Origin of the sequence: Ruegeria sp. ANG10 (genome assembly GCF_040705255.1) — a bacterium.
In the GTDB taxonomy this organism is placed as follows: Bacteria; Pseudomonadota; Alphaproteobacteria; order Rhodobacterales; family Rhodobacteraceae; genus Ruegeria.
On the sequence record NZ_JBFCVU010000011.1, the window covers coordinates 1 to 24,466 of the forward strand.

The 24,466-nt window shown below is 58.8% G+C and carries 27 protein-coding genes; 6 read left to right on the top strand and 21 right to left on the bottom strand.

Features of this window, described 5'->3' with window-relative positions; all coding sequences use genetic code 11:
* The 11 genes from AB1A64_RS18830 to ybgC all read right to left on the bottom strand — a co-directional run.
* The coding region (locus tag AB1A64_RS18830) for a formate--tetrahydrofolate ligase (RefSeq protein ID WP_366553403.1) at nt 1-123 on the bottom strand (123 nt) is incomplete at its 3' end.
* 163 nt (nt 124-286) lie between these two features.
* On the bottom strand, nt 287-865 hold the full coding sequence (locus AB1A64_RS18835; protein ID WP_366553154.1) for a sulfurase: 579 nt from the start codon (nt 863-865) through the stop codon (nt 287-289).
* Between the two features lie 105 nt (nt 866-970).
* Nucleotides 971-2,887 carry an ATP-dependent zinc metalloprotease FtsH gene (gene ftsH, locus AB1A64_RS18840; RefSeq protein ID WP_170351703.1) on the bottom strand — a complete coding sequence of 639 codons (1,917 nt, stop codon included), beginning with the start codon at nt 2,885-2,887 and terminating at the stop codon, nt 971-973.
* 76 nt (nt 2,888-2,963) lie between these two features.
* Complete coding sequence (gene tilS, locus AB1A64_RS18845; protein WP_366553156.1) at nt 2,964-4,217, bottom strand: tRNA lysidine(34) synthetase TilS; 1,254 nt, start codon at nt 4,215-4,217, stop codon at nt 2,964-2,966.
* Nucleotides 4,214-5,044 (bottom strand): tol-pal system protein YbgF, encoded by an 831-nt coding sequence (gene ybgF / locus AB1A64_RS18850; RefSeq protein ID WP_366553158.1) that lies wholly within the window; start codon nt 5,042-5,044, stop codon nt 4,214-4,216. Before ybgF ends, tilS begins: the two co-directional genes overlap by 4 nt.
* Nucleotides 5,045-5,048: 4 nt before the next feature.
* Nucleotides 5,049-5,558 carry a peptidoglycan-associated lipoprotein Pal gene (gene pal / locus AB1A64_RS18855; RefSeq protein ID WP_366553160.1) on the bottom strand — a complete coding sequence of 170 codons (510 nt, stop codon included), beginning with the start codon at nt 5,556-5,558 and terminating at the stop codon, nt 5,049-5,051.
* 88 nt (nt 5,559-5,646) lie between these two features.
* Nucleotides 5,647-6,966, bottom strand: a complete 1,320-nt coding sequence (tolB, locus tag AB1A64_RS18860) for a Tol-Pal system beta propeller repeat protein TolB (RefSeq protein ID WP_366553162.1) — start codon at nt 6,964-6,966, stop codon at nt 5,647-5,649.
* The gene (locus tag AB1A64_RS18865) at nt 6,963-8,057 is read right to left on the bottom strand and encodes an energy transducer TonB (RefSeq protein WP_366553164.1); all 1,095 of its coding nucleotides are present in this window, start codon (nt 8,055-8,057) and stop codon (nt 6,963-6,965) included. The genes tolB and AB1A64_RS18865 overlap by 4 nt, the downstream gene beginning before the upstream one ends.
* Nucleotides 8,058-8,066: 9 nt before the next feature.
* The gene (gene tolR / locus AB1A64_RS18870) at nt 8,067-8,543 is read right to left on the bottom strand and encodes a protein TolR (protein ID WP_170351708.1); all 477 of its coding nucleotides are present in this window, start codon (nt 8,541-8,543) and stop codon (nt 8,067-8,069) included.
* A 2-nt stretch (nt 8,544-8,545) separates the two neighbouring features.
* Nucleotides 8,546-9,241, bottom strand: coding sequence for a protein TolQ (tolQ, locus tag AB1A64_RS18875; RefSeq protein WP_170379060.1), 696 nt, complete (start codon nt 9,239-9,241; stop codon nt 8,546-8,548).
* Between the two features lie 109 nt (nt 9,242-9,350).
* Nucleotides 9,351-9,746: a tol-pal system-associated acyl-CoA thioesterase gene (gene ybgC / locus AB1A64_RS18880; RefSeq protein ID WP_366553166.1), complete on the bottom strand. Its 396-nt coding sequence runs from the start codon at nt 9,744-9,746 to the stop codon at nt 9,351-9,353.
* Between the two features lie 179 nt (nt 9,747-9,925).
* Between ybgC and AB1A64_RS18885 the strand changes: the two genes are divergently transcribed.
* Nucleotides 9,926-11,632, top strand: a complete 1,707-nt coding sequence (locus AB1A64_RS18885) for a SulP family inorganic anion transporter (RefSeq protein ID WP_366553168.1) — start codon at nt 9,926-9,928, stop codon at nt 11,630-11,632.
* A gap of 3 nt (nt 11,633-11,635) precedes the next feature.
* Here AB1A64_RS18885 and AB1A64_RS18890 read toward each other — a convergent pair whose 3' ends face one another.
* The 4 genes from AB1A64_RS18890 to ruvC form a co-directional block, all read right to left on the bottom strand.
* Nucleotides 11,636-12,259 carry a hypothetical protein gene (locus tag AB1A64_RS18890; RefSeq protein ID WP_366553170.1) on the bottom strand — a complete coding sequence of 208 codons (624 nt, stop codon included), beginning with the start codon at nt 12,257-12,259 and terminating at the stop codon, nt 11,636-11,638.
* Between the two features lie 62 nt (nt 12,260-12,321).
* Entirely contained in the window at nt 12,322-13,341 is a 1,020-nt protein-coding gene (gene ruvB / locus AB1A64_RS18895) for a Holliday junction branch migration DNA helicase RuvB (protein ID WP_366553172.1), read from the bottom strand.
* Between the two features lie 4 nt (nt 13,342-13,345).
* Nucleotides 13,346-14,023, bottom strand: a complete 678-nt coding sequence (gene ruvA, locus AB1A64_RS18900; protein WP_366553174.1) for a Holliday junction branch migration protein RuvA — start codon at nt 14,021-14,023, stop codon at nt 13,346-13,348.
* Nucleotides 14,020-14,517 carry a crossover junction endodeoxyribonuclease RuvC gene (gene ruvC / locus AB1A64_RS18905; protein ID WP_170572909.1) on the bottom strand — a complete coding sequence of 166 codons (498 nt, stop codon included), beginning with the start codon at nt 14,515-14,517 and terminating at the stop codon, nt 14,020-14,022. The genes ruvA and ruvC overlap by 4 nt, the downstream gene beginning before the upstream one ends.
* A gap of 329 nt (nt 14,518-14,846) precedes the next feature.
* Here ruvC and AB1A64_RS18910 point away from each other — a divergent pair, with 329 nt between their 5' ends.
* A complete protein-coding gene (locus AB1A64_RS18910; protein ID WP_366553176.1) occupies nt 14,847-15,059 on the top strand; it encodes a DUF1127 domain-containing protein in 213 nt (70 codons plus the stop codon).
* Between the two features lie 99 nt (nt 15,060-15,158).
* On the opposite strand, the gene AB1A64_RS18915 is transcribed toward AB1A64_RS18910, so the two are convergent.
* From AB1A64_RS18915 to AB1A64_RS18930, 4 genes are all read right to left on the bottom strand, one after another.
* Nucleotides 15,159-15,503, bottom strand: coding sequence for a hypothetical protein (locus AB1A64_RS18915; protein ID WP_366553178.1), 345 nt, complete (start codon nt 15,501-15,503; stop codon nt 15,159-15,161).
* Between the two features lie 98 nt (nt 15,504-15,601).
* A complete protein-coding gene (locus AB1A64_RS18920; protein WP_366553180.1) occupies nt 15,602-16,480 on the bottom strand; it encodes a 50S ribosomal protein L11 methyltransferase in 879 nt (292 codons plus the stop codon).
* Between the two features lie 66 nt (nt 16,481-16,546).
* Nucleotides 16,547-17,779, bottom strand: coding sequence for an MFS transporter (locus AB1A64_RS18925; protein WP_366553182.1), 1,233 nt, complete (start codon nt 17,777-17,779; stop codon nt 16,547-16,549).
* A 78-nt stretch (nt 17,780-17,857) separates the two neighbouring features.
* Nucleotides 17,858-20,053: a primosomal protein N' gene (locus AB1A64_RS18930; RefSeq protein WP_366553184.1), complete on the bottom strand. Its 2,196-nt coding sequence runs from the start codon at nt 20,051-20,053 to the stop codon at nt 17,858-17,860.
* Between the two features lie 90 nt (nt 20,054-20,143).
* Between AB1A64_RS18930 and fsa the strand changes: the two genes are divergently transcribed.
* The 4 genes from fsa to AB1A64_RS18950 all read left to right on the top strand — a co-directional run bounded on the left by fsa (nt 20,144) and on the right by AB1A64_RS18950 (nt 23,418).
* Complete coding sequence (fsa, locus tag AB1A64_RS18935; RefSeq protein WP_366553186.1) at nt 20,144-20,797, top strand: fructose-6-phosphate aldolase; 654 nt, start codon at nt 20,144-20,146, stop codon at nt 20,795-20,797.
* Between the two features lie 199 nt (nt 20,798-20,996).
* A complete protein-coding gene (locus tag AB1A64_RS18940) occupies nt 20,997-21,704 on the top strand; it encodes a DUF484 family protein (RefSeq protein ID WP_366553188.1) in 708 nt (235 codons plus the stop codon).
* Complete coding sequence (locus tag AB1A64_RS18945) at nt 21,701-22,621, top strand: tyrosine recombinase XerC (protein ID WP_366553190.1); 921 nt, start codon at nt 21,701-21,703, stop codon at nt 22,619-22,621. The genes AB1A64_RS18940 and AB1A64_RS18945 overlap by 4 nt, the downstream gene beginning before the upstream one ends.
* An 83-nt stretch (nt 22,622-22,704) precedes the next feature.
* Entirely contained in the window at nt 22,705-23,418 is a 714-nt protein-coding gene (locus AB1A64_RS18950) for a CDP-alcohol phosphatidyltransferase family protein (protein ID WP_366553192.1), read from the top strand.
* On the opposite strand, the gene AB1A64_RS18955 is transcribed toward AB1A64_RS18950, so the two are convergent.
* Both AB1A64_RS18955 and AB1A64_RS18960 read right to left on the bottom strand, forming a co-directional pair.
* Nucleotides 23,403-23,870: a hypothetical protein gene (locus AB1A64_RS18955; RefSeq protein WP_366553194.1), complete on the bottom strand. Its 468-nt coding sequence runs from the start codon at nt 23,868-23,870 to the stop codon at nt 23,403-23,405. The two genes, AB1A64_RS18950 and AB1A64_RS18955, sit on opposite strands and share 16 nt — an antisense overlap.
* Nucleotides 23,871-23,945: 75 nt before the next feature.
* Complete coding sequence (locus tag AB1A64_RS18960) at nt 23,946-24,401, bottom strand: methylated-DNA--[protein]-cysteine S-methyltransferase (protein ID WP_366553196.1); 456 nt, start codon at nt 24,399-24,401, stop codon at nt 23,946-23,948.
* Nucleotides 24,402-24,466: the final 65 nt, after the last annotated feature.

The window sequence follows — 24,466 nt, forward strand, 5'->3', positions numbered from 1 at the left end:
CTTCGCCTTGTCGTGGCCGTAAGGCAGCAGATCGTCACTGGAGATGCCAATTTTCGCACCGATTTCCTGAATCGGCTTCTTGTTCGCCTCACGGGCGATTTCGATGTCGGATTTGTAGCTCATTGGGCAGGGTCCCTGATTGAATGCCGTGCATGCCGACGCAATACGTCGGTGCTGATCAATCCATACCGTCGTGTACAATCGCAATGGATATGAATTCCGACATAATCATGGCGTGAAACGGCGTTGACCCAGTTCTGGCGCTGTTAGCGCAACATTCCGAGGCTTATAAGGGTTCCCACGCGCGCTGATCCGGCACAAAAAGCGAGACGGAGTCGTTCAGCTTCAACGTTCCCGGACGTTCAATCCAGGCCGTGACGCCACGACGGCCCCTGGCAGCGGGTTTGAACGTCTTGCCATAGCCTGGAATGTCAGATTCGATTTCTTTCCCTGGATAGATGCAAGGGCGGTTCTCCATATCAACGGTCATCGTAAGCCCATCGAGGGCCTGCAGCCGCGATGAGGGCGGAATATGGGTAAAATCCGGTATTCCCTTTAGCACGATCGACGCCCCCAAATAGGTTGGGTCGAGCGTTTCCAGCCCCATTTCACTTGCGATCTCGTCCAGTTCTTCGGACGACAGAATCGTCAACTGACGCACATTTCGAATTTCAGTATCTTCGGGGTACAGGTTCTTCATACGTATACATGAGGCTCGATTGACCCCTGCGTGACGGGCGCCTGTTTCCCCGGCGAAATCAAGATCCAACCGATCGACCGGACGGGCGCGCAGCGAGCCACCTGACGGTACATGCCCCAACCAGACAACCTGCGCCGAATACTCGGTTTTTCGCATCACCGGCATGTGGGGTCTCGCTCCAAATTCCTGACAACGGTTCTTCGCACCGTACGTATCCCAACTGTGAAGTGAAGCAAAAAAGACCCGGGACAATGCCCGGGTCTAATGTCTTTAAGCTGAAGGTTCCGGCTCCATCCCGCCATCGGGCGGAGACTTCTTTACTTTGGTCTTGGGAATCGCAGTCACGCTGGGCGCGCTACCCTCGTCTGGATTGTCGCCATCATCATCACCCTCACTGGGCGATTCACCGTTCATGACGCGCTTGATCTCGTCCCCGGTCAGCGTCTCATATTCCAGAAGGCCCTGTGCCAGACGCTCCCATTCCTCGTTCTGTTCGGTCAGAATCTGGTGGGCGCGTTCATAACCCTGCTGGATCAGACGCTTCACCTCTTCCTCAATCAGCTCTTTGGTATGAGCCGACACCGAGAACCCGGCGGTATTGCCGGAATATCCATCGTGCGCTTCGGCATAGTCGATATTGCCGACCTTGTCCGACATACCCCAGCGCATCACCATGGCGCGCGCCAGTTGGCTGGCCTGCATGATGTCACCGGCAGGTCCGTTAGAAACATGGTCTTCGCCGTATTTGATCACCTCGGCGGCCTTACCCGCCATGGTCATGGCCAGCTTCTGCTCACATTCGTCACGGTGATAGTTCAGTCGATCCATTTCCGGCAGCGAAACAACCATGCCCAGCGCACCACCGCGCGGGATGATCGTCGCCTTATAGACCGGATCACACAGTGGCAGGGTCAGCCCGACAACGGCGTGACCGGCCTCATGATAGGCGGTCTTTTCCTTCTGATCCTGGGTCAGCACCATTGAGCGACGCTCGGCCCCCATCATCACCTTGTCCTTGGCGTTCTCAAAGTCTTCCATCGTGACAAAGCGACGACCCACGCGCGCGGCCATCAGCGCGGCCTCGTTCACGAGGTTCGCCAAATCCGCACCCGAGAAGCCTGGTGTACCGCGCGCGATGATGCGCAGGTCCACATCGGGGCCCAGAGGCGTCTTGCGCGCATGTACGCCCAAAATCTTCTCACGCCCTTTGATGTCGGGGTTACCAACAGTCACGTTGCGGTCGAAGCGGCCCGGACGCAGCAGCGCAGGGTCCAGAACGTCCTTACGGTTCGTTGCCGCCAGAATGATCACGCCTTCGTTGGCCTCGAACCCGTCCATCTCGACCAGCAACTGGTTGAGCGTCTGTTCGCGTTCGTCATTACCACCACCGTAACCGGCACCACGATGGCGACCCACAGCGTCGATCTCGTCGATAAAGACGATACAGGGTGCGTTTTTCTTAGCCTGCTCGAACATGTCACGGACACGGCTGGCACCGACACCAACGAACATCTCAACAAAGTCAGAGCCCGAGATAGTAAAGAACGGCACACCCGCCTCACCCGCAATGGCACGGGCCAACAGCGTTTTACCGGTACCAGGAGGGCCAACCAACAGCGCGCCTTTCGGGATCTTGCCGCCAAGACGGCTGAATTTCTGCGGGTTGCGCAGGAATTCCACGATCTCTTCCAGCTCTTCCTTAGCTTCGTCAATGCCTGCGACATCATCAAAGGTCACGCGACCATGCTTTTCGGTCAGCATCTTGGCCTTGGACTTGCCAAAGCCCATCGCGCCGCCTTTGCCGCCACCCTGCATCCGATTCATGAAATAAATCCAGACACCGATCAGCAGCAGGAAGGGCAGCAGCGTGATCAGGAAGGACTGAAACCCGGATTGCTGCTGTTTCACGGCCTGAACGGGAATGCTTTCGTCGATCAGCAGCTTGGTGACTTCGGCATCGGCGGGTTTGATGGTGACATAGGTCGCGCCGCTTTGCGTGGAATAGCGAATCTGTTCACCGTCCAACGTCACATTTTTGACTTCGCCACTTTCAACTGCGCTGACAAAATCGGAATAGGTTCTTTCATTGCTCTGAAGCGTTCCGCCCTGACCACTGAAGAAATTGAACAGTGCAAGGATCAGCAGAAACAGAACGACCCAGAAGGCGATGTTACGAGCGTTGCCCAAGGAATATCTCCCAAAAGATTTCGGCAGGTGGGGGTCTGCCGGTTTGCCCTATAAAATAGAGATGATTCAAGCATGTTCAATGCGATAAAAGCGAAGAGTAAAACTCGGGCCTTTGTGGGGCCATTTCGGCTGTCCAACCGTTGGAATAATCAACCAGGGGTGCAGCAAGCAGATTTTCACCGCTCCACACGGCAGGTGAGGCCAAAAGCGCCATGCGTGGTTTGCCCAATGCGCGCCATTCCGGCACCTGCGGCAAACCAGCCTCACCCAGCGCACGCACCTCGGCGCCCACGACCCGCGGGCCGGACAGAACCCAGCGGTCATCCCATAGCTTTTCCGGGGTGGTGATTTCTATCGCCACGGCGTTTAGCTCTCTGCAAAACCACATTTTATCGCCGTGTGGGATCAACAAACAGCCCGCCAGAGTCAGGGTCTTTGCATCCCGAACGGCTGCCACAGCCTGATCCACTGCGGACCCGCGCGGCGGATAGCCCGGCCCTGCAATCCACGTGGTGATTCCAACGATCAACCGCCGTTGGATCTCTACCGGAAGCAGTTCAAAGCCGTTGCGGTCCACGCAAATGTCCCCGCCATCCTCCGCAGTAACCCGACGTGCGGATTCCAACGTATAACGCGCCAATGCTTCACGCGCTTGTGCAAGATTTTCGGCCACGCGCGACAGCGATTGTGCAGAAATCCCCAGCGGTTCCAGCCCTGTCAGGGCTTCACGCGCTTTGATCCGGTCGAATTTGAAGTCCTGATTCGACGGGTCCTCGATCCAACTTGCGCCGATCCGTGACAGGTAGCCGCGCAGGGTTTGCCGGGTGATTCCCAGCATCGGGCGCAGCAGCGACACGCCGTTTTGGTCCCGCACCCAAGGCATCCCCGACAATCCTGTCACACCGGCCGCCCGGCCCAACCGCATCAGAACGGTCTCGGCCTGATCATCGGCTGTATGTCCCAAAGCAATCGCCGGGATGTCATTCCGGTTCGCCCAGTCTGTCAACAATCGATACCGCGCCTGACGGGCCTGATCCTGCAGGTTGCCTGCACCATCCCAACCCTGCCACCGCAGCGTTTCGTGCGGGATATTCAATCCAGCGGCCTGTTCGGCCACGCAAATGGCCTCGGATGCTGATTCGGGGCGCAATCCATGATCCACGGTGGCCGCAAACAGATCGACCTGCTCGGACCGCGCGATTTCAAGCAGCAGATGCAGCAGCGCCACCGAATCCCCGCCACCAGATACGGCGACACCCAAACGTGGCGGCAGCCGGTTAGGCAACCGCGCGCGGAGTTCAGATCGGAGTGTTTCGGCCTGGTTCGTCAAGAACAGCCCAGCGACGCCATTTCCTGAGTGGCGGCGGATACTGTGGCCGAGGCCGGGAAGCGCACACCAACCTCTGTCAGGGTGATACAGGCCTGTTCGGTTTGTCCCAGACGCCCCAACGCGGCACCCAGTTCAAACAGGGCCTCGGGGGCAAACGCACCCTCGGAATCGCCGGTAAAGCTGGCCAGGAACGCCCGTGCGGCCTCACGCGTGTCGCCCAATCCGTCCAGCGCCTGCCCGCGTTTCAAATGTGCTTCGGGAGCAAGCGGGCTGCCAGGGTACGACGTATCGAACTGCGCGAACTGGTCGGCTGCGGCCTGAAAATCCCCTTCGGACAGTGCGAGTGCAGCAGCTTCGAAGTCGGATTGTTCGCCAATTGCCAGTTCCCCTTGCTCGATGACCGAAGGAGTTGCGGGCTCTTCGGTCGCCACAGGCCCGCTCGCCGCGCCTGTATCACCGCCTAGGGTCGAGGTTTCTCCTAGGGTGCTCAGATCTCCGCCTTCCAGTTCGACCAGACGGAACTCCAGGTCGCCGATCCGGTTGGTGCCATCGGTCACAACGTTCTGAACCCGCTGATTCAGCTGCTCGGTCTGGCTCGTGAGGCGTTGCAACTCGGCCTCGATCGCGTCGACGCGTTCCAGAATAGAACTTCCAGACAGGTTCGGCGCCGGAGAGCCGGTCGTCGAAAACTCACGCTTTAGGCGTTGAATTTCCACGTGCAGCACCGTCAATTCCTGACGAATATCCGCCAGCGTCTGCTGATCCTGCGCTTGTGCCACACCGGCGGTCGCAATAACTGCGGCAAGAACCCATCCTGCAAGTCTCATCGTTTTACCCCAAGGTTGAACCGGTCAGCACCGTAACCGCACGGCGGTTCTTGGAATAGCATTCCTCGGTGCTGCAAATCTCAATCGGACGTTCCTTGCCGTAGCTGACTGTTGTCAGGCGATTGCCCGCCACCCCGCGCGAGATCAGATAGTCACGGGCCGCATTCGCCCGTTTCGCGCCCAGACCAAGGTTATACTCGCGCGTGCCCTGTTCGTCTGCGTGACCTTCGATGGTGGCCACAAAATCCGGGTTGGCCAGAAGCCAATCAGCCTGCCCCTGTAAGACCGTCTGCGCCAGCGGCGTCAGCGTGGATTGATCCACTGCAAACAAGACCCGGTCGCCAACAGTTTGCTGGAAATAGGCGGGTGAGCGCGGATCGCTGGGCGAGCCCGGCGCAATGGCACCATTTGCGCCATTTCCAATACCGCCACCCAGTGCAGATGGATCGTTGTTGGTGCAGGCGGCGATTACACTCAGCGCGCCTATAGCCAAAACTTTGCCCAATACGTTCATTTCAAGTGCCTCGTTGTTTTATCGGTTTATTGCCGTCTCTGTATCACAGTGCAGGATTTTTGTGAACTTTTCCAACCGCCTGCCCCGATCAATTCTGCAAGGGTCCCCAGGACGGATCGCTGCCGCCATCCGGAGTGCGCACCGGGCGCAGGTTCCGCCCCGAAATATCCACCGAGTACAGCGTTGCTCGCCCGCTGGCCCCCTGCGTTTCACGGGTGAACATGATAACGCGGCCATTGGGGGACCAGGTCGGCCCCTCATCAAGGAAGGATGAGGTCAGCAGGCGTTCCTCACTGCCGTCCGTACGCATGACACCGATGTGAAAACGGCCCTTGTTCTGCTTGGTAAACGCAATCAGATCGCCGCGCGGGGACCAGACTGGCGTACCGTATCGGCCCTGACCAAAACTGATCCGTGTCGCCTCACCCCCGTTGGCCGGCATGATGTATAGCTGCGGTGTGCCCGAGCGGTCGCTTTCAAACACGATCTGAGACCCATCCGGGGAATAGCTGGGCGCGGTTTCAATGGCCGTCGTATTCGTCAGACGAACACTTCGGCCCGAAGCCAGATCCATCTTCCAGAGGTCGGTATTGCCGCCTTGGATCAACGAATAAACAATCGAGCGGCCATCAGGCGAGAAGCGTGGCGAAAAGCTCATCGTGCCTTCCTGCGTCTGCAATTCGGTTCTTTTCACTCGGTCGACGTCCAAAACATAGATGCGTGGCTGACCGGTTTCATAACTGGTATAGAGCAACCGATCGCCCGACGGCGAAAAGCGCGGGGCCAGAACGATGGCAGCACTGTCGGTCAGGTACTGCACGTTGGCACCGTCATAATCCATGATCGCCAGACGTTTCAGGCGCTGATCCTTGGGCCCGCTTTCCGAAACAAAAGCCACACGACTGTCGAAATATCCGCCCTCGCCGGTAATGCGGCTGTAAACCTGATCGGCCACCTTATGCGCCATACGCCGCCATCCTTCGGTGGTGCCCGCAAATTGCAGACCGTTGCCCAGTTCCTGACCCGAAAACACATCCCACACCCGGAACCGCACAGTCAGGCGGTTGCCCGAGACATTTACGGCACCCGTCACCAGCGCATCGGCGTTGATGGCTTTCCAGTCGGCAAACTGAACCGGCGCATCAAAACTGCTGACCCGGCTGATGAACGCGTCCGATGAGATTTCGCGGAACAGCCCGGTACCGGTCAGGTCGGCGGCAACGACCCGAGAGATGTCGTTGGCATATTGCGCCGCTGCTGGCCCGTCAGGCACGAAGTTCGGCACCGCAAAGGGCAAGGGTTCGATGATCCCCTGATCCAGTTCCAGACGCAGCGGTCCGCTCTGTGCGTATACCGGCGCTGTCAAAATCGTCAGGCCAAGCAATAGGCTGGTCAGAAATCTCATCATTTGATCCGCATCCTCTCGGGATTGAATGTAATCTCAATATCTTTCCACTGCGCGTATTTGTCAGCAGGCAGGGTGTATCCTTTGGCTCCGCAGCGCAAAATTGCCCGGCGGGCAGCCTCATATGCTTGTTTTGCAGAGGCTGCCGTACCGCCAGAGCTGTCGATCATGCGCGGGGAGCCGCCAACAACCTTGCCATCCGGTGTCAGAGAGAATCCCACGACCACGACCGTTTGCAAAGCGTCTGTGGACAACGAGCCCACATTCCAACACTGCGACACGGCCAGACGCATTGCATCTTTCTCACCGCTTGTCAGTGGCGGACCAGAAGGCTCACTGCTCTCTTGCAAAGCCTCGGCCAAAGCATCTTCAACCGCGCTTTCGTTTACTTGCGTTGGCGGGGTCGGTTCCTGCTCCTCGGCCACTTCTGTCTGTGCTGGGGGCGTAGGCCGGTTGGGTCGGACCCTTGGGCGCGGAGAAGTACGCGGAGCGTTCTCTTTGGTTTCCTCGGCTTCGGTCACGATCTCATCCGTGGCCTCTTCCGGGGCGGTCTGATCTTGTTGTTCCTGCTGCGTCTCGGCACCTTCATCCAGCGACACGGCGGGCGTTTCCACTTCATCCGGCTCTGCCTCGGGTGGCGGAGGCGCGATAGGTTCCGGTGCAACCCTGTCGGCGGGGCGCGGTTGCGCCTCGGGGCCCGGAGGTGCGGGCAACACCTCGGTCACAGGTTCGGGCTGATCCAGTGTCGGCGCTTCGTCGACCACTACGGGTTCTGGCGGGGCTTCGACCGGTTCGGGCACAGGATCGGGCTCGGGTTCAGGTGGGGTCACAACCTCGGGCGGAGTCTGTTCTTCCTCAACCGGCGCGGGCGGTGTCGCGTCTTCGGGTGGCACTTCGGGCGGTTGCAGGGCAACGGGTGTCGACACCTCGGGCGCGGTGCGCTGTGCGGTCAAAGCATCGAACTGATCAACCGAGACCACCGAGACCTCCTGCACCGCCATGGGCAGGGGTTCGGACCGGAACGTACCGCCGAGCAAGGCCCATCCGATCAAAGAGACGTGGGCAATAGCCGAGATCTTGGTGCCGGTATCCACCGCGCGGCCTCACTCTCCACCTTCGTCCAGGGCCGGCCCGCCGCTATCGGTCACAAGACCCACATTGGAAAACCCACCCGCATTCAACGCACCCATTACCTGCATCACCTGCGCGTAAGGAATCGCCCCGTCGGCGCGCAGGAACACGCGATCACTGCTGCGTTCTGCCGCAATGGCACGCAGTTTACCAATCAACTCTTCCCGCACCACATCCGTCGTCTGAATCTGCACTCGCCCATCCGCTGTCAGCGTCACGGTCAGGGGTTCTTCGTTATCGCCAGGCAATGCACTTGCCGCCGTTTTCGGCAAGTCCACCGGCACACCCACGGTCAGCAGCGGGGCCGCGACCATGAAGATGATCAGCAACACCAGCATGACGTCCACAAATGGCGTCACGTTAATTTCGGCCATCGGCTGCGCCCGACCGCGACGCCGCCCGCGCCTGCGTCCGTTCCCACCACCGTTTTGCTGAACCGCCGCGCCCATCGTTAGCTGTCCAATTGCCGCGATAGGATGGTGGCGAACTCATCGGCAAAGGCTTCGTACCCGCCAACGATCCGGTCACTATCTGCGCTGAGCTTGTTGTAGAAAATCACCGCCGGGATCGCAGCCAGCAGGCCCAGACCCGTGGCCAGCAACGCCTCGGCAATACCCGGCGCCACAACGGCCAAGTTTGTGTTCTGTTGCTCGGCAATCTCGATGAAGGCGTTCATGATGCCCCAAACGGTGCCAAACAGACCGATAAACGGCGCGGTCGAGCCGACGGTCGCCAGAATTGGCAGGCCCTTTTGCAGCGTCTCAGATTCTTTCGCTATTGCAACGTCCATGGATCGGTCGATCCGCGCCGTGGCCCCTGCGATCAGCCCGCCATCAGTGCGATGAGACCGCCGCCATTCGATCATACCGGCGGCAAAAATCTTTTCCGAACTGCCATCAGGCTGCGTTCCGATCTGCTCGAACAGCTCATCCAAAGGGTTCCCTGACCAGAAACTTTCATCAAACACCTGGGCCTCACGTCGCGCCGCGCGGTAGTTGATCAGCTTTTGAATGATGATGCCCCAGGACCAGATAGATGCGCCGATCAGCATCAGCATCACCAGTTTGACGATAAAGGTCGCGCGGGCATACAGCCCCCACATGGAGAAATCGATCTCCTGCGCCAGCGCCAGCGTTTCAGCTTCCATGAACCTGCTCTTTGTTTTGCCTGTCGGCCGTTCGTTTGGCCTTGTTTTGCCAAACGCTAACCCAGATGGTCCTGAAAAGCCAACAGAACCACCCCAACGCCGCAATTTGTTACACTAATGCGCGAATCTCTGCCGGAAGCCGCACCGGTTTGCCCTGCGCATTCATGCAAACGGCGGTGACAGTGGCGCGAAAAATCTCGGTCTCGCCACGTTTTACCAACTGCCCCATTGTCAGCCGCACGCCCGAATGTGAAATGAAATGAGTTTCAATGGTCAACTTATCGTCGAACTTGGCCGGGGCCAGGTAATCCGCCTCAATCCGCCGGATGACCCAAACGATCCCATCATCGCGCATCGCATTTTGGTCATTGCCCAACCGGCGCACATAGTCCGACCGGGCGCGCTCGATGTATTTCAGGTAATTCGCGTGATAGACCACGCCGCCCATGTCGGTATCTTCATAATAGACCCGAACCGAATAGATGTGCTTTTGCGGGGTGGTCATACTGGCAATCCATCCTGTTGAAATCATTGGAACGGGGCAGGACATGCCTCACACAGATACAGGCCGGCGCGCAATCCCCATAAGGTTACAAAAATCAGATCACCCAACACTTGGTATCGAAATTCATCCCATTGCTGGCTAGGCTGACCAAATAGAGGTTTGAATTTAAAGGGGATCCCATGGCCACCCCCCACCGAGAAGAGGGCAAATTCCCACTGCCCATCCTGCAGGGAATCGTGCCGATCAAGCGGTCGTCCCTGCCGGCTGAGGTTCTTGCCGGGCTGACCTTCGCCTGTCTCGCGATCCCCGAGGTGATGGGCTACACCAAAATCGCAGGCACCCCTGTGGTGACGGGGCTGTACACGATCCTGATACCGATGACGCTGTTCGCATTGTTCGGATCATCGCGGCATCTTGTTGTGGGGGCGGATTCCGCCACGGCGGCCATAACCGCCTCGGCTCTGGCGGGCGTGGCGGTTTCTGGATCGTCCGAATACCTGGCGCTGGCTTCACTGCTGGCGCTGATGGCAGCAGTGCTGTTGATTGCCGCGCGCCTGATCGGCCTTGGATTTCTGGCAGATTTCTTGTCTCGCACAGTATTGGTCGGCTTTCTGACAGGTGTAGGAATTCAGGTGGCCACGGGAGAGGTACCCGGAATGCTGGGGATCGAGGCGTCGGGCCACGGAACGCTGGCCAAACTTCAGGGCTTGATACGGCACTATGACCAGACAAGCTGGCCAACGATTGCGGTATCTTTGTCCGTTCTGGTCGTCGTCATTGGGTGCAAAAGGTTATCGCCCAAAATACCCGGCCCGCTGATCGCAATCTTAGGCATCATCCTGTGCAGTTGGGTTTTCCAGTTCAGCGCGGAGGGCATCACCGTGCTGGGCGCGGTTCCCGGCGGCCTGCCCGCCCTTTCGATCCCGGATGTGGATTGGAGCTGGTCTCTGTTCAAGCAACTGACCCCCACTGCCCTGTCGATCTTTGTGGTGATCCTGGCCCAAAGCGCCGCAACCTCGCGCGCTTATGCGGCACGGTACGAGGACAAGTTCAGCGAAAACACCGACCTTGTCGGGTTGGGTTTGGCCAATCTCGGCGCGGCCTTTACCGGCACCTTCGTCGTCAACGGCAGCCCCACCAAAACCGAGATGGTGGCCAGCGCCGGAGGCCGCAGTCAGATTGCACAGCTGACGACGGTTGCGATTGTTCTGGTGGTGATCCTGTTTCTGACCGGCCCGCTTGCGTTCCTGCCAAATGCCGCGCTGTCTGCTGTGGTTTTCCTGATCGGTCTAAAGCTGATCGACTTGAAGGGCCTTGCTGCCATCTATCGGCAGGCACGGTCAGAATTCTGGATCGCGGTGGCCACAGCAGGTGTTGTGGTTCTGATCGGGGTTGAACAAGGGATCATCTTTGCCATGGTTCTGTCGCTGATCGACCACACGCGCCGGGGATACCGCCCCAAAAACGCAATCATCGCTCAAAGCCCCTGTGGCGGCTGGCATATAAGCCCCGTCACCACGTCAAACCAGTTCAAACCCGGCCTGGTGATCTATCGCTTTTCCCACAGCCTCTACTACGCCAACACGCAACGGCTGTCGGACGAGGTCGCCGAAATCGTCAAAAGGGCCGACCCCAAGCTGCGATGGTTCTGCATCGAAGCTTCTGCCATCGACGATGTGGATTTCACCGCAGGTTACTCATTGCGCAATATCCACGGCTTGCTGCAGTCCAAAAACATTCGACTTGTTTTTCTTCTGGTCGAACCGGATGTCCGCAAAGAACTGGACCGCTACGGTGTCACCGATCTGGTCGGGCCTGAGGCATACTTTGACACCGGCGGCGAACTGGTCGATGCGTTTCAGCACCAGAGCAAACCACCTGCCTAAGCTTTATTGCGGTGCTTGCAACCGCGCAAACAGCCTCAGCGCGTGTGATGCATCCTGCGCGGCCCCGGGCAGGATCGGATCATAGGCCGCGCGGATCACTTCGGCGATTTCGGGTCGCAGAACGGTTGTTTCCCCGGCCACAGCCAATGGGGATTGGGTCCGAAATGCGGTGTCCGACCACAGCAAGATGGTCTGCACCACCTGGCTAAGCGCCAGAGTTTCCGCCGGAACCTTGGACATTTCCTTGTCCATCCTCAGAAAAACAAAGGCCGCGCGGATCGCTCCGTCTTCCTCAAAGCGGAAAATCCGGTACTGGTTGGCATCCGCAGCCATCAGACGATCCACCAGCGGTGCCAGATCGGGAATCAGCCGATCCAGATCGGGAACCTCCAACAACTCGTGCCAGTCGCGGAAAAAGAACACCATGCAATTGGCACCCAGTTCCGGATCCGTTTCGGCCATCTTGTGCCCGGCCAATGCCACCACGGCCTCTATCGCGCCTTTGACGGTGGCTAATGTTTCATCCTCAACACCAAAGACAATCGGCACGAGGGGGCGCCCCCAACGGGCAAACAGAAACTCACCACTTTCGCGCGTAAACAGCGCCTCGATCTGATCGGGTGTCACGCCCTGCCCCTTTTCTGAATCAAATACGGCCGCTGGTGGCATAAAATCTAAAGGCTCGCACTTCAACCAAACAGATCGCTCTGTCCCTTCGGCGCGGTCATGCCCAGATGCGTCCACGCCTTTCGCGCCAACATCCGGCCGCGCGGGGTGCGTTGGATCAGACCCTGTTGCAACAAGAAGGGCTCGATCACCTCTTCCAGCGAGTCGCGGCTTTCCGACAGCGCAGCCGACAGAGTCTCAATCCCCACTGGACCACCTGCGTAATTCTCGGCAATCAGCTTCAGATAGCGCCGATCTGCGCCATCCAGCCCCAGATGATCCACACCCAGCCGCGTTAAGGCCCCGTCCGCCAGTTCGCGCGTGATCCGGCCGTCGCCTTCGACAATGGCGAAATCGACGACCCGCCGCAGCAGCCGCCCAGCAATCCGCGGTGTTCCGCGCGAACGGCGCGCAATCTCTCGCGCGCCGTCATCATCCGCAGGTGCCCCCAGTTTCCGGGCATTACGGGTGACAATCTCATGTAACTCATCGACCGTATAGAACTGCAGCCGAGTCGGTATCCCGAAGCGGTCGCGCAGTGGCGTGGTCAGCAGACCCATCCGCGTGGTCGCCCCGACCAGCGTAAAGGGCTGCAATTCAATCCGAACGGTTCGCGCAGCTGGGCCTTCGCCGATCACCAGATCCAGCTCGAAATCCTCCATTGCCGGATACAGCACTTCTTCGACCGCAGGGTTCAGACGGTGAATTTCGTCGATAAACAACACATCGCGCGATTCAAGATTGGTCAGGATCGCCGCCAGATCCCCCGCCTTGGCCAGCACCGGCCCCGAGGTCATTCGAAAGTTCACACCCAACTCACGCGCCATAATCTGCGCCAGCGTGGTTTTGCCCAACCCCGGAGGACCATGAAACAGTGTATGATCCATCGCCTCGCCCCGCTGACGGGCTGATTGGATGAAAATACGTAGATTGGCGCGCGCCTCGGCCTGACCGATGAATTCGTCCAGGCCCTGCGGACGCAGCGCGCGGTCATTATCCTCGGGCATTGGCTCGGGCCGCAGGGTGGGATCAGCATCTACCATTCAATCACCCCTTCGGAGCAAGCAGTTTCAGCGCTGCACGGATCAGATCAGCCTCGCCTGCGTCCGGCAGGTTGGCTGCAGCCTCGGCCACCGCGGATGCCGCGTCAGACGGCCCATACCCCAGATTTGACAGCGCCGACAACGCCCCTGCCGAGGCTGCTGCCGCGCCCGAGGCCTGCTTCACCGCCCGCTTTGGCGCAGATGCCAGTTCCGCCAGTTCGACAACCTCTAACTCTGGACCGTCCATTGCCTCGGTCACGGTTCCACCCATCGCCATCACACCCGGCGCCTTGTCCTTGAGGTCCAGCACAATGCGCTGCGCGGTCTTTGGTCCGACACCCTTGGCCGCCTTAACCGCGCCCCAATCGCCCAGAGCAATTGCGCGGCTGACCCCGTCGGGCCCCAGCGCCGAAAGGATAGCCAGCGAAACCTTGGCCCCAACGCCCTGCACCGAGCACAGCAGGCGGTGCCATTCCTTTTCCACCAGCGATAGGAAGCCATATAGCTGCATCAGGTCTTCGCGCACCACCATGTCGGTGTAGATCGAGACCGCCTCACCCACACCGGGCAGCGCCGCCATTGTCCGGTCCGAGCAATAGACGAGGTAACCCACGCCGCGCACGTCGATCAGCACGTGATCCGCCGCGCGATAGTCCAGCCGCCCTGTCAGTTTTCCAATCATGCCCGCACCTCTTTCATGCGCGCCTGTGGCGCTGTGCCGTAATACGAATGACAGATGGCAATCGCCAGCGCATCAGCCGCATCCGCCCCTTTGGGCTGACACCCCGGCAGCTGTAGTTTGACCATGTGAAGTACCTGCTCTTTTTCGGCATGACCGACACCCACAACCGTTTTCTTGACCCGGTTGGGCGCATATTCCCCCACCGGTAAACCGGCCTGCGCCAGTGTCAGCAGCGCCACGCCGCGGGCCTGACCCAGTTTCAACGTTCCAGCCCCATCCTTGTTGACGAAGGTCTGTTCGATTGCGGCCTGATCAGGTTGATGCTCGGCGATGACCTCGACGATCTGATTGTGCAGCGACAACAACCGCTCACCCAGATCATCCCCGTCTGACTTACACAAACCGTTGGCTACATGGCTCAGGCGGCTGCCATGTGATTCGATGACGCCCCATCCCAGGGTCCTTAGCCCCGGATCAATGCCCAGAATTCGCATGTTGTGCCTCGGCCTGCTCGGGTTTTTTGTGATCTTTGTTTCCGATTAGCACGAAGCGTGAACATTTTCCAAGCGAATTGACACGAAGTCTGAAAACGACACACCTGCTTCACCCGCGACAGCGCGGCCTGTTTGCGACAGTGAAATGCCTGAATTCGACACGTTTCATGACCGTTAAATGGCCAATAAATTAAGGGTTTTTTAGAAAATCCTACCCTTGCAGAAATTGCATAGGACACATGCAATTTCTGCTCTTGCACGGCCAAATCGGCATCACTAGATGCCCGCTTAGTATCAAAACTGTAACACCAACTAGAAGGAAACAGGATATGGCTGCACTGGACACAACCCGCACCACCACTGGCTCATTCGGCCTCGTCGGCCGTATCGGCGCAACTTTCGCATCGGTCGTGAACGCCGTTGCCGAATGGAATGACGCCCGTGTAACCCGCAACACGCTGAGCGGTCTGACAGATCGCGAGCTGGAAGATATCGGCATGTGCCGCGGCGATATTGACGTCGTGGTGGAAGGTCGTCGGTAAGACACAACCATCACTCATTCGCCCCTTCCTCCCACAGGGGCACAAAAGAACGCCGCGCATTTCACGATGCGCGGCGTTTCTTTTAAACGCTGACCGAATTCAGCGAATGAGGCTATTGATATTCGTCGCCAGAAACTCTGACACCGGGTCGACCTGCATGACCCAGGCGCCGGCCTGTTCAACCGACGTACCCTGCGCCAGACTGTCAACGCGATATTGATAGGCCGAAGCGCCAAGGCTGGTAAGCAAAAAGGTCTTGAACGCAAACAGCCCTGCAAGACAGAGCAAAAGCATCTTGGCCGGAACCGCAGATTTGATCCGCTGCGGTTTCATCACCACCAGGCCATCTTTGCGCATCGTGGCGCGATAACCGCGGCTGAGCTTGGCGTGTTTCTTGTTCAGGCGATGAACGCGCTGACCAAATTCCAATTGTTTTCCCGTCATGGCAGCCTCCAATAAACCGCCCCCGTAACCACGTCCTGACGGTAGTTACAGATTGCGACAAAAAAGAGGCAAGAATCCATGAAACTCCTGAAAATGGTCTAAATTACGCCCTGTTTGCTTAAGATTAGCGTTGTCCATTCACCAATCTCATCTCTTTTAGTCAAATTGAACTCGTTTTGCAGATAAACCGAGATCACATCATCGGCCTGCTCATTGAGGATTCCCGAAAGAATTGCATATCCTCCGGCCCGCAGATTCGCTCCGATTTCGGGGGACAAGGCAACCAGTGGGCCTTTGAGAATATTCGCAAAAATCAGATCGTAAGGGGCGTGCGACTGCAAATCCGGGTGATCAATTCCGGCGGCTTCGATGCATTGAACCCTACCGGCCATGTCGTTGGCCTTCAGATTGGCTTCGGCCACATCTACCGCAACCTGATCTATGTCACTGGCGATTATATCACCGTCCCAGACCCGAGCGGCGGCCATGGCCAAAACGGCTGTCCCGCAGCCGATATCGGCAACTTTGGATGCCGTGAATCCATCGTCCAGCAGGTAATCCAGCGCCTTGAGGCAGCCCAAGGTCGTGCCATGGTGACCCGTGCCAAAGGCCATCGCGGCCTCGATCAACAGCGGGATGCGCCCTTCGGGCAGCTTATCGGCATCGTGGCTGCCATAGACGAAAAACCGCCCCGCTTCGACAGGGGCGAGTTCGCGGCGTACATGGGCAACCCAATCGGTTTCGGGCAGTTCCGAGACCACAAACGGTTTGGCCTCGAATGCTGCGGCCAGAACGGCCAATGCGGTGTCATCGGGGGCTTCGGTGAAATAACCGCCGACTTCCCATAGGCCCGAGCCGTCCTCGACCTCGAACACGCCAACGCCTGTGGGTTCCGGGTCTAGCCGCTCCATCGCTTCGCCCAGACCTTCGGCGGCTTTCTTGCCGGTCAGAGTGGTAAGCGCGGTGAATGTGGGCATGGGGGCCTCCTGTCTCAGTTGAAACAGCGCCTAGGGGTTGGGCCCGCCAAGGTCAAGCAGTTGCGCCTATTCGGCAGGGGCCGGGGCGTATTTCGACAGGATGGTTTCGTTGCCGGCCTCAGGATGGCGAGGGATCAGCAACGACAAGCCCAGCGACACCATCGCCATCGCGGCGGCCAGAGCAAAGACCGCACCAGGCGAGGCCACCCAAAGCAGGCCCAGCAACGCAGGCAGGAACACTGCCGCGATGTGGTTGATGGTAAAGGCCACGGCTGCCGTGGGCGCAATATCGGCCGGATCGGCGATCTTCTGGAAATAGGTCTTCAGCGCCAGCGCCAGCGCAAACAGGACATGGTCGATCACATAGAGGGTTGCGGCCAGTATGACGCCCCAGCCAAACCAGTAGATGCCTCCGTACGCGGCGAACACGATGGCCAGACCGGCATATTCAAAGATCAGCGTACGCCGTTCGCCGAACCGTGCCACCGCCTTGCCCAGCAAGGGGGCGGCCATCATGTTGATCATTAGATTGATCAGATAGAGGCTGGTCAGTTCATGCACTTCAAATCCGAACTTCTCGACCATCATAAAGCCCGCGAAGACGACGAATATCTGCCGCCGAGCGCCAGCCATGAACTGCAAGGCATAATACAACCAATACCGGCGACGCAGGACCAATTTCTTGGTCTGCGGCGTGGGCGCATCAAATTGCGGGAAGGCGAACAAGCAAAACAGCGCCAACAGGGCCGTCGCTCCACCTGCTGCCATAAACACGAAGTTATATGACAGATCGAACCGTTCCCAAGTCAGTACGATCAGACCGTAGACAACCGCCGTAGCGGCCGAGCCCGTGGCCACAAGCCAGCCCAGCACTTGCGGCGCGCGTTCTTTGGGCAGCCATTGCAATTGCAGCGACTGATTGACGGTTTCGTAGTAGTGAAACCCGATCGAGCTGAACAGGGTCACAAACAGCAACCCGCCCAGGCTGGGAAACCATGCCGTCACGGCAGTCGCCACACCCAGCATCATCAGCGATATCATCGCCAATACCTGCTCGCGGACGAAAATGATCACTGCGATCACGCCCACCGCCAAAAAGCCCGGAATCTCGCGCACCGTATGCAGCAGACCGATATCCGCGCCGTCGAAATTCGCCACTTCGATGACGAAGTTGTTCAACAGCGCGCTCCATGCGTTGAAAGCAATGGGCATAGTCAGCGCCATGACGAACAGCAGTGTCATGGGGCGGCGCCAGAACGGAAGGCTCTTCGCCTCGGAAAGGGGCATGGGTTTCAGCATGGGACCCCTCTACGCCCATTTATGCTGCTTGGCGAGAGGAAAGCTGCACATGCACAATCGCTCTGCGCCAGTGCAGAGTCAGTAAAAGCTCTGCGGGTCGATATCCACAGTCAGGCGGATGTCACCTTTCAGGCGCAAGAGGGCGATCCAACGGGCAATAGCGTCCTGAATTGGCGCACCTTTCGGGGCTTTGACCAGCAGGCGTACACGGTGTCTGCCCCGGATACGCGCTATTGGCGCGGGGGCCGGGCCGAACACCTGCGCCCCGATATCACGCAGCGGCGCATCGTTTCGGGCCATGGCATTGCCGATATCGAAAACAGGGCCGACCTCAGGGCCGGACAGAACAATCCCGGCCATCCGACCATAGGGTGGCACCCCAGCGGCTTGTCGCCCAGCGGCTTCGGCCTTCCAGAACCCCTCTTCATCTCCTGAAAGAATGGCGCGGATCACCGGATGTTCCGGCTGAAACGTCTGTAACAGCGCCTGCCCCGGTTTGTCCGCACGACCAGCACGCCCCGCGACTTGCCGCATTAACTGGAACGTACGCTCAGCAGCGCGCAGATCAGCACCATGCAGGCTAAGATCGGCGTCGATAACCCCCACCAAGGTCAGTTTGGGAAAGTTATGTCCCTTGGCCACCAACTGCGTGCCAATCACAATGTCCGCGTCCCCGGCTGCAATCTCTTCGATCTTAGCCTTCAGTGCGCGCGCCGAGCCGAACAGATCAGAACTGAGCATCGCGATTTTGGCGTCGGGGAATGTCGCCTCGGCCTCTTCTGCCAACCGTTCGATCCCAGGCCCGACCGGGGCCAGCTTGCCTTCGACACCGCACGAGGGGCAGGCATCAGGCATTGGTTTGGTCTCACCACATTGATGGCACATCAGACGCTTGAGGAACCTGTGTTCAACCATCCGCGCATCACAGTGATCGCAGGCAATCTGTTCGCCGCACGCCCGGCACAACGTCACCGGCGCATAGCCGCGGCGGTTGATGAACAAAAGCGACTGCTCGCCCCTTTCAATCCGCTGCCGCACGGCCTGCCGCAAGCTCGGAGAAATCCACGTACCCGGCTGCATCTGCTCGGCCCGCATGTCGATGGGTTTCATCTCGGGCAAAACCGCTGCACCGAACCGCGAGGTCAGGTCGAGTCGTTCATATTTCCCTGCCTCAGCGTTGGCCCAGCTTTCCAGCGACGGCGTGGCGCTGGCCAGAATCACCCGCGCACCGCAAATGGCCGACCGCAGGACCGCCATGTCGCGGGCACTGTAATGCACGCCGTCTTCCTGTTTGTACGAGGTGTCGTGTTCTTCATCGACCACAACCAAACCCAAATCCCGAAACGGCAGAAACAAAGCCGAACGGGCCCCCACCACCAGTTGCGCGTCGCCCTGCCCGACCATCCGCCAGACCCGGCGGCGTTCGGTCATGGTCGCACCCGAGTGCCATTCGGCCGGGCGCGCGCCAAAACGCGCCTCGACCCGCGTCAGGAATTCGGCGGTCAGGGCAATCTCGGGCAACAACACCAGCGCCTGCCTTCCCATCCGCAACGCCTCAGCCACCGTTTCCAGATAGACTTCGGTCTTGCCCGAGCCGGTCACCCCCTTCAGCAAAGTCGTTCCATAGTCGCCGGTTCGCTGACCCGCCTGCAATTTGGCAACCGCTGCCGCTTGATCTTCCGTCAGCGTCTTGCCCGGCAGATCCGGGTCCAGATGCGGATAGGGTAAATCCCGCGGGCTTTCTTCTTCGCGCACGGCGCCCTGTTTTACCAAGCCTTTGACGACAGACGATGTCACACCCGCCTGTTCCGCCAGTTCCTTCAGCGTGAACGCTAACCCACCATAGTCCCGCAAAACCTCCAAAACGCGGGTCCGCGCGTCGGTCATCCGGCCTGGCTCGCCTTGTCCAAGGCGGTAAATCTTGCGCATTGACGGTGGATCACCCAGTCCCGGCGCGCGCGTCGCCAGCCGCAGCATCGAAGGCATCGGCGTCAGCGTGTAGTCAGCCACGCGCCCCAGAAACACGCGCATTTCTTCGCGCATCGGCGCAACCTCAAGCACGCGGATCACCGATCGGGCCTTGCTCAGGTCAAAGCCGCCCTGCCCTGGCCCCCAGACCACGCCTAAAACCTTGCGCGGGCCCAGCGGCACCTCGACAAACGCGCCCAGAAAACACCCGCCCTCGGGCGCCTTATAATCCAGCGTCCGGTCCAGCGGCTGTGCGGTCAGCACGGCCACCAGCTCACCTTGGTCGAAATACTCCTGAGTACTCAATGCATATCCTTGGGCCAGGGGGTTTCAGCATGGGTCTCTTTGAGGTAAAGGCATCCGCGACCAAGGCCAACCCATCAAAGGACTGCCCTCATGAAATTCTTCGTAGACACCGCCGAGATTGACGCCATCGCCGAACTGAACCATCTGGGCATGGTGGACGGCGTAACCACCAACCCTTCACTGATCCTGAAATCGGGCCGCGACATTCTGGAAGTGACCAAAGAGATCTGCGATCTGGTCGACGGCCCCGTGTCTGCCGAAGTGGTTGCGACCGAAGCCGACGAAATGATCGCCGAAGGCCGCAAGCTGGCCAAGATCGCGTCAAACATTGCCGTCAAAGTTCCGCTGACCTGGGCCGGTTTGAAGGCCTGTAAAACACTGACCGACGAAGGCCAGATGGTTAACGTGACCCTTTGCTTCTCGACCAATCAGGCGATTCTGGCCGCCAAGGCGGGTGCAACATTCATCTCGCCCTTTATCGGCCGTCTGGATGACATCAACCTCGACGGCATGGACCTGATTGCCGACATCCGTCAGGTTTATGACAATTATGGGTACGAGACTGAAATTCTGGCAGCTTCGATCCGCACCGTGAACCACGTGACCGACAGCGCCCGCATCGGTGCAGACGTAATCACCGCGCCGCCCGCGGTGATCAAAAAGCTGGCCGATCACCCACTGACAGACAAAGGTCTTGAAACCTTCCTGGCCGACTGGGCCAAGACCGGCCAGAAAATCCTCTGATCATGTAACACACCCGCGCGGCGCCGTCAGGCGTCGCGCCCGACCCAACTGCAAAATCTGATCTTTTGATCAGGGCATTGCAGGCGGGAGCTTTTCCGACACAGCCCAAGTTTAATTCTACTTTTGCCTGTATTTTTTCCAAGGCAAATGCACCAACCCGTGTTATAAGCCGCTCAACAAAAAAAAGACCGGACGGGACATGAGCAGCAACACCAAACTCAAGGATAATCTCCGCGCCGCGATTCTGGCCGAACCGGACGCCGTTCTGGACGACAAGGATCTGATGCAGGCGCTGGTCACCGCCAATGAACAGGCCCGCGGTGACAATGTCATCGACCTGCGCGGCATCGCCATGCAACGGCTTGAGGCGCGGTTGGATCGGCTTGAGGACACGCACCGTTCGGTCATTGCAGCGGCGTACGAAAACCTGGCGGGCACAAATCAGGTGCATCGCGCCATCCTGCGCCTGCTGGAACGGGTCGAATTCGAAGATTTCCTGCGCGCGCTAGGCAGCGACGTGGCCGAGATTCTGCGCGTCGATCACATCACGTTGGTTCTGGAAACAACGGCGATGCAGGAAGACCAGGCAATCGAAAAACTGGGCGGCGTGCTGACCGTGGTCGAGCCGGGCGCGATCAACGCCTATCTCAGCCAAGACCGCGGCGGCCCCGCGCGCGAGGTTGTTCTGCGTCAGGTGCCAAACCCAAATCCCCGGATTTTTGGGGCTACGGCCAATCAGTTCAGGTCCGAGGCCTGTCTGAAATTGAATTTGGGTGACGGGCGTTTGCCGGGCATGATTGTCATGGGCTCCAAAGACGCCAACCATTTCACGCCGCAACTGGGCACCGATCTGCTGTCGTTTTTTGCCAGCGTGTTCGAACGATCAATGCGCCACTGGCTATCATGACTTTGATCTCTCCGGCCTGTCGCGATGCGTTACAGCATTGGTTGGACAGTCTGGGGGCATTGGCCGGACGATCAGAGAATACTCAGACCGCCTATCGGGGCGATATTACCGATTTCCTATGCTTCATGACCCTGCACCACAGCGAGCGGCAGGGCCTGGCGGCGCTGGCGCGGATCACCGTATCCGACATGCGCGCCTGGATGGCCGATCAACGCGCGTCTGGCGTGGGCGCACGCTCGCTTGCCCGCAAACTTTCAGCCGTCAAAAGCTTTTATCGCTGGCTGTCAGAACGTGAGGGGTTCGAACCCACTGCCGTGCTGTCGACCCGCGCCCCGAAGTTTACCAAGAAACTGCCCCGGCCACTGGCCGAAGACGCCGCCCGCGCCATAATCGAAACGGTCGAGCTGCAATCGACCAGCGATTGGGTCTCGGCCCGTGATGTGGCGGTGGTCACGCTGCTCTATGGCTGCGGGCTGCGAATTTCCGAGGCGCTTTCTCTGACCGGTGCCGATACGCCCCTGCCCGAAACCCTGCGCATCATCGGCAAAGGCAACAAAGAGCGGATCGTTCCGGTTCTGCCCGCAGCCCGTGCCGCGGTGGACCACTATCTGCGACTTTGCCCACATCCACACGCCAAGGACAAAGCCCTGTTTCGCGGTGTACGCGGCGGCCCGCTGAACCCACGCGCCATCCAGGGGGTAATGGCCAAGGCCCGAATGCAACTCGGCCTGCCGGCAACCGCCACGCCGCACGCACTGCGCCACAGCTTTGCCACGCATCTTTTGTCCGCCGGAGGAGACCTACGGTCCATTCAGGAACTGCTTGGACACGCATCGCTTTCGACCACACAGACATACACTGCTGTGGATACAGCGCGGTTGATGGAGGTCTACAACCGCGCCCATCCCAAAGCGTGATGTCGCTACATCGTAACGTTGGGTACTCACTCTAATTTTGCTTTTGGTTTGCATCTGCCGAATGCATCGTACATGAACCCTGCATGACTCTTAGATTCAAAGCCCTTTCCGTCCATCTGTTCACGGCCACAGGTGCCGTTTTCGCAATGCTGGCCATGCTGGCGGCCGTCGAAGAAAAATGGAGCCTGATGTATCTCTGGCTGGTGGTCTCGTTCATCGTGGACGGCATCGACGGCCCACTGGCGCGGCACTACCATGTCAAAAAGAACGCACCCGAATTCGACGGGGTGCTGTTGGATCTGATCATCGATTATCTGACCTATGTGTTCATCCCGGCCTTCGCGCTGTTTAAATCCGGATTGATGGATGGCTGGACCGGCTGGTTCGCCATTATCGTCATCACCTTTGCCAGCGCGATGTATTTTGCCGACACACGGATGAAAACAAAGGACAACTCTTTTTCCGGCTTTCCCGGGTGCTGGAACATGTTCGTGATTGTCATCTTCGCGCTAGAGCCCAATTTCTGGGTCATTCTTCTGCTTGTGTCGCTGCTGTCGCTCGCGATGTTCCTGCCGCTGAAATTCATCCACCCAGTCCGGACCGAGCGCTGGCGTGCAGTGTCGCTGCCGATGGCGTTTGCCTGGACATTCTTTGCAGGTTGGGCGGCCTGGGTCGATTTTCACCCCGAAAGCTGGGCGCATTGGGGTTTGGTGATTACCAGCCTGTACCTGGTGTTCGCAGGAATTGCGCAGCAGATCATTCCACAGCGCAAGAGCGCAGATTACAAGACTTCCTGAACCTCAAACTCGGTCCCATTGTGGGTGAACACGTCACCCTCTTGCAGGCCGATCATGGCCAGATAAATCGGGCTTTGCGTTGAGATGCCCATATAGGTTTTGCCGTCCACGTCGAACCGTGTGGTTGAAACGCAGACCACGAACCGGCGGTTGTTGAACTTGACGACAGCCCCGGGCTGTACCCTATCGGTGATGCTAAAATCGGTGTTTTCGATCACGTCGATCTTAGCGTGATGGGCGTGTACGGGAGCGTCAAAGGCTGCTGCCAGATCCGCGTTCTCGCGCGAGGCCGCGATATCGTCCTTGTCATGCCCTTCCCGGTCATCCAGCTGAGAATCCTTCAGGAAAGCGTCGTAATGGGCCTGTGCCGTCGCCAATTCCTGTGCTTCCAATGACATCAGTTTATCAATGATGGCCTTTTTTCGGACGGCCGGGTCTGTTGAGGCAGTCATGCAATGCGATCCCTTGAATTCTCTGTCTGATACAAGTTGAGCCTCAACCAGCCGGATTGCAACAGATTTCCGTGATCAGATCAGCAAGCCCGCCGCCCGTTCATGGCGCAGCAGGGCGACCTTGGTCTCGACCCCGCCCTTGGCCGAGAACCCACCCAGACCGCTAGCCGACAGAACCCTGTGGCAAGGAATGATCACAGGGATGGGGTTACCGCCACAGGCCTGCCCCACAGGTTGTGGTGGTTGGCCGACTTCCTTGGCAATGTCACCATACGTTCGAGTTTCGCCGAACGGGATGGCATACATCACGTCGCAAATCTGCTTTTGAAAAGCTGATCCGGCGACGAAATATGGAAGATCAAACTGCTCCAACTGCCCAGCATCATAGGCTTCCATCTGTGCGGCTGCTTCTTGCAACAAAGCGGAGTCTGGTTGGTCGTCTTCACCGTCCCAGACAACGCTTGTGATCGCACCATCTGTCTCTTCAATTCCAAGGCGACCAAACTGGGTATCTACAGCAATCATAGGCATGACCGCAGCGTTTCAGATCGCCAGGCTGGGCGCAAGAAGAGAAAACCCCCGGCGTGTGGGCCGGG